11 protein-coding genes are annotated in these 13,966 nt (G+C 51.8%); 3 read left to right on the forward strand and 8 right to left on the reverse strand.

Features of this window, described 5'->3' with window-relative positions; genetic code table 11:
* Positions 1–15 precede the first annotated feature (15 nt).
* The 3 genes from AB4124_RS13705 to uxaC form a co-directional block, all read right to left on the reverse strand.
* Positions 16–1,758, reverse strand: a complete 1,743-nt coding sequence (locus AB4124_RS13705) for a sensor histidine kinase (protein WP_441973176.1) — start codon at positions 1,756–1,758, stop codon at positions 16–18.
* Positions 1,755–3,365 carry a response regulator transcription factor gene (locus AB4124_RS13710; protein ID WP_441973177.1) on the reverse strand — a complete coding sequence of 537 codons (1,611 nt, stop codon included), beginning with the start codon at positions 3,363–3,365 and terminating at the stop codon, positions 1,755–1,757. Before AB4124_RS13710 ends, AB4124_RS13705 begins: the two co-directional genes overlap by 4 nt.
* A gap of 113 nt (positions 3,366–3,478) precedes the next feature.
* Positions 3,479–4,882 carry a glucuronate isomerase gene (uxaC, locus tag AB4124_RS13715; RefSeq protein WP_441973178.1) on the reverse strand — a complete coding sequence of 468 codons (1,404 nt, stop codon included), beginning with the start codon at positions 4,880–4,882 and terminating at the stop codon, positions 3,479–3,481.
* Between the two features lie 86 nt (positions 4,883–4,968).
* Between uxaC and AB4124_RS13720 the strand changes: the two genes are divergently transcribed.
* The 3 genes from AB4124_RS13720 (at position 4,969) to AB4124_RS13730 (ending at position 7,793) form a co-directional block, all read left to right on the forward strand.
* Positions 4,969–5,646 carry a GntR family transcriptional regulator gene (locus AB4124_RS13720; protein ID WP_098749386.1) on the forward strand — a complete coding sequence of 226 codons (678 nt, stop codon included), beginning with the start codon at positions 4,969–4,971 and terminating at the stop codon, positions 5,644–5,646.
* Positions 5,647–5,763: 117 nt separating this feature from the next.
* Positions 5,764–6,861 carry a mannonate dehydratase gene (gene uxuA / locus AB4124_RS13725; RefSeq protein WP_441973179.1) on the forward strand — a complete coding sequence of 366 codons (1,098 nt, stop codon included), beginning with the start codon at positions 5,764–5,766 and terminating at the stop codon, positions 6,859–6,861.
* Entirely contained in the window at positions 6,858–7,793 is a 936-nt protein-coding gene (locus tag AB4124_RS13730) for an SDR family oxidoreductase (RefSeq protein WP_441973180.1), read from the forward strand. Before uxuA ends, AB4124_RS13730 begins: the two co-directional genes overlap by 4 nt.
* 79 nt (positions 7,794–7,872) lie before the next feature.
* Here AB4124_RS13730 and sigJ read toward each other — a convergent pair whose 3' ends face one another.
* The 5 genes from sigJ to AB4124_RS13755 form a co-directional block, all read right to left on the reverse strand.
* Positions 7,873–8,748, reverse strand: coding sequence for an RNA polymerase sigma factor SigJ (gene sigJ, locus AB4124_RS13735; protein ID WP_441973181.1), 876 nt, complete (start codon positions 8,746–8,748; stop codon positions 7,873–7,875).
* Positions 8,723–10,024, reverse strand: coding sequence for a phytoene desaturase family protein (locus AB4124_RS13740; RefSeq protein ID WP_441973182.1), 1,302 nt, complete (start codon positions 10,022–10,024; stop codon positions 8,723–8,725). Before AB4124_RS13740 ends, sigJ begins: the two co-directional genes overlap by 26 nt.
* A 192-nt stretch (positions 10,025–10,216) precedes the next feature.
* Complete coding sequence (locus AB4124_RS13745) at positions 10,217–11,533, reverse strand: 6-phospho-beta-glucosidase (protein ID WP_441973183.1); 1,317 nt, start codon at positions 11,531–11,533, stop codon at positions 10,217–10,219.
* 66 nt (positions 11,534–11,599) lie between these two features.
* On the reverse strand, positions 11,600–12,583 hold the full coding sequence (locus AB4124_RS13750) for an N-acetylglucosamine kinase (protein ID WP_441973184.1): 984 nt from the start codon (positions 12,581–12,583) through the stop codon (positions 11,600–11,602).
* Positions 12,584–12,692: 109 nt separating this feature from the next.
* The gene (locus AB4124_RS13755; RefSeq protein WP_441973185.1) at positions 12,693–13,589 is read right to left on the reverse strand and encodes a helix-turn-helix domain-containing protein; all 897 of its coding nucleotides are present in this window, start codon (positions 13,587–13,589) and stop codon (positions 12,693–12,695) included.
* Positions 13,590–13,966: the final 377 nt, after the last annotated feature.

The raw sequence follows: 13,966 nt of genomic DNA on the forward strand, positions 1-13,966 counted from the left end.
CAGGATTTGCCGACGTTATGTTTCGATGGGGATAGACAGCCTTACCCGGGTACCTTGTCCAAGCGAGCTGTCGATTTCAAACTGGAACCGGCTTCCGTAGTACAGCTTCAGCCGGTAGATCACGTTCTGAATGCCGATCCGCTCGCCCATCTCGTCCTCCGTATCCAGGTAGCGATAGATGCGTTCTACTTGCTCTGCGGACATGCCCGCCCCATTATCCTGAATGTTGCAGATAAGAATTTGTCCCTCGCGTGCAATATGAACCTCAATGCGCCCCCCGTGCTTGAGCGGCTCAATGCCATGAATGCTGGCATTCTCCACAAAAGTAACGATGGCCATCTTCGGTATTTGCAGGTGTCCCTCTTCCGCTGGCGCATGGACCGAATAATCGATTTTGTCGCCAAACCGGTATTTCTGGATCTCAAGGAAACAATGGATAAACTCAACTTCTTCCTTGAGCGTCACCATGTCTTTTTTCCAAACTAAAGAATTGCGGAAGATCTTGGCCATATTATGAATGATTTTTGCCGTCTCATCCTCATCCTTCATCAGGCTGCGCATGCGGATGGTCTCCAGGGCGTTAAAGAGAAAGTGCGGATTAATCTGGCTCTGAAGGGCGTTCAATTGCGCGTGCCGCCGCTGCAGCTCCAAATTCTTCTTCTGGATATCCGCCACATACACGTCGTTAATCAAGCTCTTGAGCTGCAGGGTCATCCGGTTGAATTCACCCGTCAGCTGACCGATCTCGTCACGTGCCTCAGCCTCTTGGATCGTGTCGTAATGCTGGTTCTTGACCTTCTTCATATGCTTGAGTATCCGTACCAGACGTACGTTCAGAGAACGGCTAATCCAGACAATCACGAGGGTCGGGAGCAGAAAATTCAGGCAGGTCAGCACAATGACGAACCGCAGGGACTGATGCACGTCGCGCAGCACCACATCCTCCGGCGTCACGGCCATGATCGTCCAAGAGTTCAGATTGTTGGTCGTGAACGTATCGGTATGAAACTCCAGAAAGTTGTCGCCATGCACGATGCCGTTGTACGGTACGGAACCCTGTATGACATCGACTTGCGGATCCGTGGTGTATTCAATATTTCCGGCGCTGCTCAGCAGGTACACTTTGCCCTGTACATTCAGATTGCTCATGATCTGCCGGATCGAGGGCATCCGCATATCGATCTTGAGATACTTGGCATGGTCATCCTGGGAGCTAAAATAATTCATGCTCCGGATGATGCTGAAGCTGTCCAATTGACCGTTCTTGCCCGTACGCATCACGATCGGCTGGGTTACGTTCTTGCCCGCGATCGCCTTGTACCAAGCTTCTTCCTTCACCTGGTCATCGATATAATTAATGCCCCCGGAATACAGCAAGGTTGGATTATCCACATAAACCGTAATCTCGCTCACCGAATTGTACACAGCACTGCCTGAATTCAAAATGCGGCGGAGATAGGTATCATAGGCCTCGATATAATCAGCCGGATGATCGTATACCGTCTCCACGATCTCGTTCAATTGAATGTCCGTGTAGAAGACGGAGGATATCTCCAGCGCGTCCTCGACTTCACGACGGAACTCATTCTTCATCTGCTCAAGCGCCACCGTTATATCCTGGATCCGCTGCTCCCTCACGCTGCCGGATGTCACGTTGTAGAAGATGAGATTGGTGACCAGGATGGGCAAAAATACAGCGAGGAAATACATTAGCAGCATCTTGTCCCGCAGACGGACGTTATTGAGGCTTGGTTTCATCGATCCGTCCCTTCGGACGCAGCCTCCTTCATCAAGCGGCTCCGGTACTCGCTTGGCGCCATTCGCTCCAACTTCTCGAATTGCGTAACGAAATAGTCCGGGTTGCCGAAGCCGACCCGTTCCGCCACCTCATAGATGCGCAGATCCGTCTGGCGCAGCAATCGCTTCGCTTCGTTCACGCGCAGCTGCAGCAGGAAATCATTAAAGTACATGCCATATGCTTTTTTGAAGAGCTGTCCCAGATAAACAGGGTTCATATAGAACTTCCCTGCGATGCCCTTCAGGCTGATATTCTCATGATAATGGGTTTCGATATACGCCTTAATCTTCTGAATTCCGCCCTTGTGCTGCTCCTTGCGAAGACGAGCAATATAGTTTGCGCTCTCAATCGCAAAATCCGTAAACAGCCGCATCAGCCCCTGAAGCGACAGGTTACGGTCATGCCACTCGGTCATCGGTTCTAGGCTGGATATTTGATTCTGATCCCCATCCATACTGCTAAGCACCCGGACCACGCCTAGCACGCATTGGTTGATTGCCGTCTTCACCGCTTCGGGAGCGTACAGCTTCTCCCGGAAGGATTCGAACAGCAAACGAATCGTCACTTCCAGCTTCTCGAAGTGCAGCTCCTCGATCTGCTCCAGAAGCTGCTGGTAAAGCCCCTCTTCCAGCCCGATGTAGTGAAGGGCATGCTGGGAGGCCTCCTCATGGATCACAATGCCACTCTCATCATACATGTACTTGTACAGGAGTGATTCTTTGGCTGTTTCGTAAGCCTTCTGAATGTGGGACAGTTGCATAACCGGTTGACCAAAGTAAACAAAGACTCGTTCGTCGCCCGAGTCGGCAAGCGATTGCTGAATGCGTCTGGCAAATCCCCGCTGACACCCTTGGAACGAGTGCAGGATGCTGCCCGGGACGATGATGCCGATTCGACTGCGGTGCTCATGCAGGTAGAAGGGCTGTTCTCCACTCGAGATCGCTAGGAGAGCCGCTTCCACCCTGTCCTTGAATTCTGCTCTGCCACCGTCATTGTCGTTCGCCCTCGAAGCCAGCGGGTGGTCATTCCGCTCGACAAAGACGTAGAACAGATGACCCTCCGGCTGGAGCTCAAGGCGTTGCTCCCATTCCTGCAGCAGCGCCTCATCGGCTTCCCCTATAATGAGTGATTCCATCAAGGCTCCTGACATCAGCCTCTCTTCTCTCATGCGGGCCTCGCGGTCTAACTCCAGCCGTTCGCTGAGCCGAACCAGCGCATGGCTGAACTCCGTCTCGTCAATCGGTTTCAGAATGAAATCATGCACACCATAGCGGACAGCCTGCTGTGCATAGTTGAAATCATCGTATCCGCTTACAATAATGAAATACGGCTTCACGATGTCCTTCATGACGACATGCCTGATCAGCTCGAGTCCATCCAACACCGGCATGCGGATATCGGTGATGACCACATCCGGCTGTAGCCGTTCAATCAGTTCCAGCGCATCTTCCCCGTTGTCCGCCTCATCCACAATTTGGAAGCCGCAGGCTTCCCAATCAATCAGCTTCAGAAACCCTTTGCGCGTAAACACCTCGTCATCCACCAATATCGCCCGGTTCCATTGCACGGTATGTCCCCCCTCACCTGTTCATGCACATCTTCCTGTTACATATCTTCTATCCGACTAACAGCAAACGCTTTCATATAGTAAGTCCATTGTTCATGCTCCGCACGGAATTGTCAATGGATTTGAAAATAGCGCTCAGCATTGCGGTAGCAAATATCCTGGATAATGGCACCGATATATTCATAATCGGCGGGCAATTCCCCTTCCCTGATCCAGTCCCCGAACAGGCGGCACAGCACTCTGCGGAAATATTCATGCCTCGGGAACGACATAAAGCTCCTGGAATCGGTCAGCATGCCCACAAAGGTGCTGATCAGCCCCATGGAAGACAACGCGGTGAGCTGCTTCAGCATCCCTTCCTTCTGATCGTGGAACCACCAAGCGGAACCAAGCTGAAGCTTGCCCTCAACGCCAGCCGACTGGAAATTCCCGATCGTGGTGGCAATCATTTCGTAATGAGAAGAATATAGGCTGTACACAATGGTTTTCGGCAGCTGATCGTTCCTATCGAGCCTGCTCAGAAATCCGTTCAGGCTTTCCGCCAGATGGAAATCAAGAATCGAGTCATACCCGCTGTCCTTGCCGATCTTCGCGAACATGCGCGCATTATTGTTCCGAATCGCCCCAATGTGCAGCTGCATGGTCCAGCCCTTGGCGTGATACATTTCCCCAAGCTTGAGCAGGGTGTAGGTGCGATATTTCCGTTCCTCAAGCGGTGTGATGCTGCCCCCACTAATCGCTTTGCTGTAAATGTCCGCAACCTCTTGTTCATCGACTTGTTCACAATGAAACGCGCCGAAGCCGTGATCCGACAGGCGGCAGCCATGATCGTGGAAATATTGAATCCGTTCTTGCAGTGCATCCAGCAACCCTTGATAAGTATCCACAGCTAAACTGGACGTCGTTCCTATAGTCTCGACATAGGAAGTGAAGTCGGGGTGCGTGAGATCCAGGACCCGATCCGGACGGAATGCAGGGGCAACGACGGTGGACAGCTCCCCATGATTGCGAATGGCGCGATGAAACTCCAACGAATCGACGGGATCATCTGTCGTGCAGGCCACTTTGACCTTGAATTTCTCCAGAATTCCGCCTGCCCGCAAGGCAGGGGCCTTCAACTGCTCATTGCAAGCTCCCCAGATCTCCTTGGCATTATCCGCAGTCAACCGCTCTTGAATCCCGAAATAGCGGGTCAGTTCCAGATGGGTCCAGTGATAGAGCGGATTGCCCATCAATCGCGGAACACATTCCGCCCAAGCCATAAACTTCGCTTCGGCGCTTGCGCTGCCGGTAATCAGCTCTTCGTCGACGCCGAGCCAGCGCATCGCCCTCCACTTGTAATGATCCCCATCCAGCCATAGCTCCGTCAGGTTATCAAACTGCCGGTTGATGGCAATATCCTTCGGACTTAAATGGTTGTGGTAATCGAATATCGGCATCCCTTCCGCATAATCATAAAAGAGTTTCTTCGCGCTGTTGCTGTTTAGGAGCAGATTTTCCGTGTCCAAACGGCTCATGTGATCGCCTCCGATTCTTATTTCGATTTTCAGTTCCATACTACCATACAAGTATGGTAGTATGGAATACATTAGGAGGTGATGCAGTGGTAGAATCTTTGCGATTACAGCCAGGATCGGCCGGAAATATCGTGTACTCCCGGCTTAAACAGCAGATTGTCAGTCTAGAGCTGCCGCCGGGAACGGCTCTATCCGAGAAGGAGGTTTCCCTTTCCTTCGAGGTCAGCCGGACGCCAGTTCGGGAAAGCTTTGTCCGTTTGGCTCAGGAGGACCTTGTGGTTGTGCTTCCCCAGCGCGGCACACGCGTTTCGCTCATCGATTCGGAGCTGGTCGAGGAAGCGCGTTTCATGCGCGAACAGCTGGAGAAAGCCGTGGTCCGGCTTGCCTGCGAAAGCTTTCCCGAGGATAAACTCGCCGAGCTGGAGCAAAATCTGTCCGAGCAAAGCGAGAGCATCGAGAAGCATGACGGCAAGCACATGTTTGAGCTGGATGAGGCCTTTCACCGTATTTTGTTCGAAGGCTGCCGTAAGGTCGGCACATGGAACGTGCTGCAGCAGATGAACGCTCATCTAAACCGAAGCCGGATGTTATGGCTGTCCGCCGATCCGAATTGGACCAACCTGTACGAGCAGCATCGGGAGATCGCGGACGCGATTGCACGCCATGACGCCGATCATGCCGAACGAGAAATGCAGGCGCATCTGAGCCTGATTATCTCCAATCTGGCCGTGCTGAAAGAGAAGCATCCCGATTATTTCAAATAAGCCGTTACCGCGAAAGACCCTTATTCGTCACGGCTTCATCTTGGCGTTACACTCGTAACTGCAAAATTCCCAGCAGCTTTGCGTTAACTCCTTAAACTTGTAAAGGGCGGTGAAGAAATGCGCATGGTATTCAGATGGTTCGGCGAGGGCAACGATACGGTCTCGCTGGATCAGATTAGACAAATCCCCGGCGTGGAGGGCATCGTATGGGCACTTCACGATATTCCTGTCGGCGAGGAATGGCCGATGGAGCGAATTGAGGAAATTGCGGACCAGGCCAAAGCGTACGGGCTTCATATTGACGTCGTGGAAAGCGTGAATGTGCACGAAGACATCAAACTCGGCCTTCCTTCCCGGGATCAGTACATAGCCAACTACATCCGGACGATTGAGAAATTGGGCCAGGTCGGCGTCAAAGTCATCTGCTACAATTTCATGCCGGTATTTGACTGGGCTAGAACCGATCTTCATAAGCAGTCTGCCGATGGATCGACGGCTCTCTTCTTTGAGAAAGCCAAAATCCACGGCACTGATCCGATGGAGCTGGTTCAGACGATCAACCGAAACAGCACGCTTACGATGCCTGGCTGGGAGCCGGAACGTTTGGCCCATCTAACCTCCCTGTTCGAAGCATACCGCGGCGTTACCGAGGACGATCTGTGGCGCAACCTCGAATATTTCTTAAGCGCCGTCATCCCGGCTGCCGAGAAGAACGGTATTCGAATGGCCATTCACCCGGATGATCCGCCTTGGCCGATCTTCGGTCTGCCGCGGGTCATTACCAGCCAGGACAATCTGCGGAGATTCCTCAAGCTATATGATAGCCCGGCAAACAGCTTGACCCTGTGCAGTGGATCGCTCGGCGCCAATCCGGACAATGACATCGTCTCCATGATCCATGAGTTCCACGACCGGATTCCTTTCGCACACATCCGGAATGTGCGCGTCTATGAGAATGGCGATTTCATCGAAACGTCCCACCGCACCGAAGACGGTACCGTCGATATTTCCGGCATCGTGCAGGCTTATCATGATAACGGTTTCACTGGATATGTAAGGCCCGATCACGGACGGCATATTTGGGGTGAGCAGTGCCGTCCGGGTTACGGTCTATATGACCGCGCCTTGGGCATTATGTATCTCTGGGGGCTGTGGGACGCTTACAGCCGGGAGCGCGCAGGCAGCGCAGCTCAGCTGAAGGAGGCCGTTCAATGAGTGAGGTAAATAAGCATACAACAGGTACCTCTGAATCCGGATCAAGCGGCGCTTCCTATGCATCCACGCCGCAAGTGACGCCAGCCCTTCCTATCCATCCATCATTAAACGGGAAGACGGTTGTCATTACGGGCGGCTCCGGGGTGCTGTGCCGAGCAATGGCTCTGGAGCTGGGTCGGCAAGGCGCCAAGGTCGCCGTCTTGAATCGTACGGCCGAGAAAGGGCAGCAGGTAGCGGACGAAATTACGGCTGCCGGCGGTACAGCGATTGCCGTTCCCTGCGATGTAACGGATGTGGAAAGCGTCCGGCAAGCCGAGAAGGCTGTGCGCCAGTCTTTCGGACCCTGCGATATCCTTATTAACGGAGCCGGCGGCAACCGGAAAGACGCGAATACAACCAACGAGATACTCCGTCCGGAGGATGTGGGGCAGCCGGATCTGACAACCTTCTTCGGGCTAAGTGTGCCTGGCTTCCGCAGCGTATTCGATTTGAACTTCATCGGCACGCTCATACCGACGCAAATTTTTGCGGAAGGGATGCTGGGGCGTCCCGGGGCCGTCGTGCTGAATATCTCGTCCATGAGCGCACCGAGCCCGATGACCAAGGTTCCGGCGTATAGCGCAGCCAAAGCAGCCATTAACAACTTTACGCAGTGGCTGTCCGTTCATCTCGCGGAATCCGGCATTCGCGTGAACGCGATTGCGCCAGGCTTCTTCCTGACCGAGCAGAACCGCAATCTGCTGACCCATAGTGACGGTTCATTAACCGAGCGCTCTCATAAAATCATCTCCCATACCCCCATGAGACGGTTTGGCGTGCCGGAGGATCTGCTCGGCACCCTGCTCTGGCTTGTGGATGATCAGACCTCCGGGTTCGTCACCGGAACGGTGATTCCCGTAGACGGCGGCTTCATGGCTTATTCCGGGGTATAACGGATTATTTCCTTAACCTGATACAGCAGCAGGGCCGGTTTAAGATCCTATGATCTTAAAACCGGCCCTGTTTTTTATATCACGGCAACTGTATATGCCTGAGTTTATCTGGATTTGCCACGGTATATATCGCTTCGATCCGATTGTTTTTAAAAGCAAAAGAATAAATAAATTGGACTCCGTTATCCAACTGGATCCGCATTCCCGGCAGACCATTGACGGTAAGATAAGAGTATACATATTTCCCTTCATACATTTTAAGCAGGTTCAAATGCAATTGGATCACTTTATGGACTCCAACCACAGGAATTTGCGCCGCTCTGACTTTACCGCCGCCATCCGAGTAGAACACAACATTCTCGTTTAACAGCAACAGCAGCTTATTCGTGTTCCCCTGTAAAAGGGAGTCTACAAATTCCTTGATTTGCTCCTCCGCCACCGAAATCAATGGATTCTGATCAGGAACAAAATGAAGGCTGCCCTTAGCACGGCGGAAGATTTGACGACAATTGGCGCTGCTTTTTCCCAGAATTTCAGCTATTTCATCATAGGAATAATGGAAAATCTCACGAAGAAGGAACACGGCTCTTTCCACCGCGTTGAGCTGCTGAAGGAGCAGCAGGTACGCTGTAGAGATGGACCCTTGCTGCTCTACGATATGAGATGGGTCCGTCTCTGACGCCATATTCTCGATCAGGGGTTCTGGCAGCCAAGGGCCGACGTACAGTTCGCGTTTTTTGGCAGAAGAGCGCAGCAGATCCAAACAACGATTCGTTACGATTTTGTACAGAAACGCTCTCTCATTGCGAATATCCTCCGGGTGGGGCAATTGGTTATAACTGATGAAAGCCTCCTGCACGATATCTTCCGCATCCATCACACTTCCCAGCATTCGGTAAGCTAACGAGAAAAGAGCGGATCGATAGGTTTTATACAATGACTCTGTGCTCATCATTCGGGATCCTTGCCTCACTTTCAAGCGAGAGTATATGCTGTACAGCCCGTTTGGCGCTTGCGGTTGCAGCATCAACCAAGAGTTCGCCATGCGCTGCCCATTCTCCCGCTACATATAACCCGATGATTTCCGGGACCGCTGGACCCGGGTTCTCTTGGCGGTTCACATGCATAAAATCGTGGCAGACCGTGATGTTAGGAAGGTATTGTTTCTCAACGAGCTCGTTGCGCCAACCCGGCTGCACCAAGTCTAAGGTTTCTTCTAATTCCTGCAAATCCCTTCTTGCATCCTTCTCCTTGCCCTGATACTTCAGCAAGGTTATGACTTGTGCGCCATCTTCACTGAGGTAAGCCGCTCGGGATTGATTCGAGAGAAAGACGGTTTGATCGAGGCCGTACACAAACTGCTGCTTCGGTTCCGGAAGACGACGCAGGGCTACATCCAAGCAAGCCGCTGTCACTTCGACCGCCTGCTCCTTCCAAGTATGAAGGGCAGTTTCTTCTGCATGAGGCACCAGTTCGTGAGCAACAGCTGGCGGTGTGGTAAGAATAATATGGTTTGCTTCTATTTTCATGCCATCCCCGCATAGGACATGCCGTACCCTTCCCTCGTGATGATCAACTGAAATCACTTTATTCTTCGTTACGATTTGAACTCCCTGCTCGAGAGCCTTTTGTTTTAATTCATCGACCATGGCTCCCCAGCCCCGATCCAGATACAGCACCCCCTTCAGCGCGTGCTTAAGCTGCTGCAGTACGGGACCGGCGGCCTGCAGGTCAGGGGCTACCACATAACTCGCTGTACGCAATAGCGAATAAAATAAATTTCGTACCATGGGATCCTGCACGTTACCTTCAATCCATTCGCGCAAACTCATGTTGTCGTACAGCTGCGTATCCAGTTTACCTAATTTCGCAAGCCAGGCACCGAGCTCCATCTTGCCCTTCCAGGTTAATAGTGGGGTAGTGAATAGGGATTTCACGCCCATGGGTAACGGACTTAGTTTCCCTTTCCATATCCCGTACCCGTCAATCGAAGGTTGACCTCCCCGCAATTGAAGCCCTAATTCGCGAAAGGTTGAAAGGGCATCTCCATGGTATAAGGCATGCCCGCCCAGATTGAAGTAGGCTCCCTTCTTCTTATGGGTCATGGCCCGACCACCTAGACGTTCCTGCTTTTCAACGAGTATCGTTTGCTTCCCGGCTCTTGCCGCATAGATAGCGGCTGTTAAACCGGCTACACCTCCACCTACAATGGCTACATCATATTTTAGCATCCGTCATCACCCTTTCGGTTTTATACGGGTATGACGGGCGAGGATACCCAGATGTGACAGGAATGAAGATCCAATCCGAAAATTCATATCATTCATGATTTCGGCAACTCATATCCATAAAGCCCCTCTTCAATACGAAGAGGGGCTTGCATGGCTCTATATCATAACCTCACGTTTGAGATTCATTTCGGTTCACTGCACGGTCTCCGGCTTAAAAAAAGCAGGCAAATACTTTTTGTTCGCCTCCAGCATTTCACCCAGCAGCTGCTTCGCTACACCTACGGAAGGTACCAGCGGATGGTGAACCAGCGCTTGCAGCGCAATTCCGCGATCACCGGTAATGGCCGCTTCAATCGTCAATTGTTCATATACTTTCACCGCATGCATCAGTCCTTTAACATGGGAAGGCACGTTCTGCGGTGTAAGCGGAATCGGCCCTTGGCCCGTTACCACGCAGTTGATCTCGATGCTGGCATCCGCAGGCAGGAAGTCATAGATATTGCCGTTTGCGACATTCAATGTCTGGATATCATGGCGGTCATTGTAGATGGACGTCATCAGGTTAACTGCCGCTTCGGAATAGTAAGCGCCGCCCCGCTGCTCCAGCTGCTTCGGCTTCACGGCCAAATTCTCATCCTTGTAGAGCTCAAACAGCTCCTGCTCAACCCGGCTGACCACATCCGCTCGGGTTCCGTCCTTCTCCAGCGATGCCTTCATATCCGCAAACATCGTATCGGTCATGTAGAAATATTTAAGATAATACGTCGGGATCGCTCCAAGCGAGCGGATAAAGTCCGTATCCCAGCCGAAGGTCGGCACGTTCTTCGCCGTATACGATTTGCCGCCGTCCAGCAGCTCCGGCATCTTCTCTTCCCCGTTAACGATAGCCGACGTCACCCAGTGAAGATGGTTGATTCCGACAAACTCGGCCAGAACGTCCTTCTCCGACACGCCGTACTCGGCCGCCAGGAACTTCTGAAAGTTAATTGGCGAATTGCACAGACCAACGGATTTCACCTTACTGTGCTTTGCAACCGCCTCGGTAACAATGCCCGCCGGATTCGTGAAGTTCAGCATCCATGCATTCGGTGCCAGCTCCTCGATATCACGGCAAATGTCCAGAATCACCGGAACCGTGCGCAGCGCCTTCAGCATGCCGCCAGGACCCGTCGTCTCCTGACCGATAACGCCGTGTTTAATCGGAATATGCTCATCCTGTTTACGTGCCGCAAGCAAGCCGACACGCATCTGGGTCGTCACAAAATCGGCACCTGCAATCGCTTGTCTGCGATCCAGTGTCAGGTGAACCTCTATCGGCAGGCCCGATTCTTTCACCATGCGTTTCGCTAGATTGCCTACAATCTCCAGCTTATGCTTGCCCTCTTCAATATCAACGAACCATAATTCGCGAATCGGCATTTGCTCATAATTGCGAATGAAACCTTCAACAATTTCCGGGGTATAGGAGGAACCTCCCCCGATGACCGCTATCTTCAATCCTGCTGCCACATTAATCGCCTCCAAGGTATGATATCAATCCGTATTTATCAGGTTCTATTCAAAACGATAAACTGATCAGGCTGTGGTTACCTGCTCAAACGTAAATGCTTTTAGTTTGGCCTCCGCCTGTGCATCAATAGCATGACCGTCGGCATCCATCGCGCAGAGAAGCGCGCCGGAAACCGGATCGGATGTCAGTCTTACACAGCTCGCATGTGGTGCCCGGACCGCAATAATCCGTTCGATCGCATCCGTCAGGATCGAGCTATTCGGCCTGTTCAGCACACTGCCGATATAAACAATGTCAAAGGCTTCATCCGTCATGTCCAGCCGCCGGATCAGCGTACATACCGCATTAGCCAGCTCTTCGCCTTCATTCTCAAGAATTCGGGTTGCCACCTCGTCACCTGCTTCAGCTGCCTGGAACAGCGTCTTCACCAGGCTTGGCGGAACCTTTGTCTTACCGTAGAGGACATCCTCATACATCGGTTCTACAGACGTGTATCCCATCTGCTCTAGCACGAGCGATGTCAATAAGGTTGCCGGTCCCCGCTCATCCCATGCCCGAATGACTGCCCGGAAAGCCAGCGTGGCAAATCCGGAACCGCCCGCGTATCCGTCTCCATACAAGAAGCCAAAACCTCCATACTGAAGCTCTTCTCCCGCACGATTTCGGGCCGCGCTGTTGAAGCCCGTACCGCAGATCAATGCGGCGCCATACGGACGGCTCGTTCCAGCCCTCATCCCGATAATGGTATCGCATGCGATATCGTGCTTGGGATAACCGAGAGCCCCAATCATCGGACGCAGGATCTCGTAATCGGCTTCCCGATCTGCTCCGGCCAAGCCAAAATAAGCATAACTGATATTTTCTTTGGCAACTCCAGCCTCTTGAAGAGCCGCATTACAGGCTTCCTCAATGTTACGGGCCGCATGTTCACGGTGAATCTGGTGATTGCCGTTCCCAGACGCTCCCTTGCCAAGAATGTTCCCTTGCTCATCGCAGATCACGGCGTGTGTCTTACTACCGCCGGCATCTACACCCAGATACAAACTCATGCACTTCACTCCTACCCGCCATACAGCGGCGTCATGTGGTGGTATATATTTAAGATACCGCTTCCACTGACATCCATCTACTGTTATACGATCAAGGAGTGATACTATCTTACTGTTTCTTGGTTTTTGTAGTGGAAGGGATCACGGGACTGCCTGCATAAGCACGCTCCCGAATTTCGCTTGGCGATGCACCGACATGCTGCTTGAACAGACGATTGAAGTTAGACAGATTCCGAAACCCGCAGGATTCCGCAATCTCGATAATCTTCTGGTCCGTCGTCTCTAGCAAGTGCACGGCATGCGTCAAGCGCAGCTGAATCAGATAATGGTGCGGTGAAGTGCCGACCGCCTGCTGGAACAGAGTGCTGAACCGGGAAGGGCTCAGATGCGTTAAGTCCGACAGCTCCTGCAGCGTCCAGCTGTAGTCCAGCTGAAGCTCCATCGTGCGCAGGACTTCTTTTAACGCATGCATTCCCCTACCCTTGATCGGCCTGTTCGCTTGAATCGGAGTCGACAGATGGCGGTTCGCCAAACTCAGGAATCGAATAAGATCCGAACGGATCAGGCTCATATAAGCGGTACCTCGGGATTGATACTCTTCCATCATGCGCCCCAGCAGATGAGCCAATTCATCGTGCACGGGGGACTGCCTCTCCATGTTTCCAAGCGAACGGAAGGGAGCCATCAGATCCGGATCGAACTTGAGGTCAATGGATAATAGCGAAGGCTCGAACATAATGACATCCATCACCAGATTCTCGGTCTCATACGCCCGGTGAAGATCATTGCTGTTGATGAAAATGATATCCCCCTGCTGAAACTGGAGCTTCATCCCGTTGATCAGAATAAATCCGGTCCCGCTCTGAATATAGTTGAGCTCCAAAGCATGATGCCAATGCAGGCGCTGGGCTCCGGCAAATATGCCGTGCGTGGTCGACGCTGTAAAAGGAAAAGCAGCGTTCGTAAAATCAATAGCATCAGGAACGACACTCTGCGGACGATTCACTAAAAAAGCACCTCCATGCCTTCGTACACTGGTTGATGGGAAACCTCTTTCTTGAATTTGTTATAGTGAATTACCAGTTACCGATTATATATCCATCATTTAGAGATTCTATTTGTAGATTCCTAGATATGGCGCTTCCCGAAATCCATATCAACTTTAAATTTATATAAGGTTAATTTTTACTTAATTACCAATTAATTATTGATTTTCTTAATTTAAATTACTATAATTTGGGATATAAGATGTTATATTACATTTATTGATTCAAAGGAGTTGTAGACGATGCTTCTCTAGTTAAAAACAAAGCAACCGCCGCTTCTACATCTCGAATGTATGCCAGAATGCTAGATCAACGATTGCAAACAGGTCGGCAATGA

Source organism: Paenibacillus sp. 2KB_20 (assembly GCF_052115765.1).
Classification (GTDB): domain Bacteria; phylum Bacillota; class Bacilli; order Paenibacillales; family Paenibacillaceae; genus Paenibacillus_AQ.

Bases quoted from the DNA above. Each gene is read 5' to 3' on its own strand.
- uxuA (WP_441973179.1), top strand. From the start codon at position 5,764: ATGCGCATGGTATTCAGATGGTTCGGCGAGGGCAACGATACGGTCTCG.
- sigJ (WP_441973181.1), bottom strand. From the start codon at position 8,748: ATGATGAGCACAGAGTCATTGTATAAAACCTATCGATCCGCTCTTTTC.
- AB4124_RS13750 (WP_441973184.1), bottom strand. From the start codon at position 12,583: ATGAGTTTGTATCTGGGTGTAGATGCCGGCGGTAGTAAGACACACGCC.
- uxaC (WP_441973178.1), bottom strand. From the start codon at position 4,882: ATGAGCCGTTTGGACACGGAAAATCTGCTCCTAAACAGCAACAGCGCG.
- AB4124_RS13705 (WP_441973176.1), bottom strand. From the start codon at position 1,758: ATGAAACCAAGCCTCAATAACGTCCGTCTGCGGGACAAGATGCTGCTA.
- AB4124_RS13740 (WP_441973182.1), bottom strand. From the start codon at position 10,024: ATGCTAAAATATGATGTAGCCATTGTAGGTGGAGGTGTAGCCGGTTTA.
- AB4124_RS13730 (WP_441973180.1), top strand. From the start codon at position 6,858: ATGAGTGAGGTAAATAAGCATACAACAGGTACCTCTGAATCCGGATCA.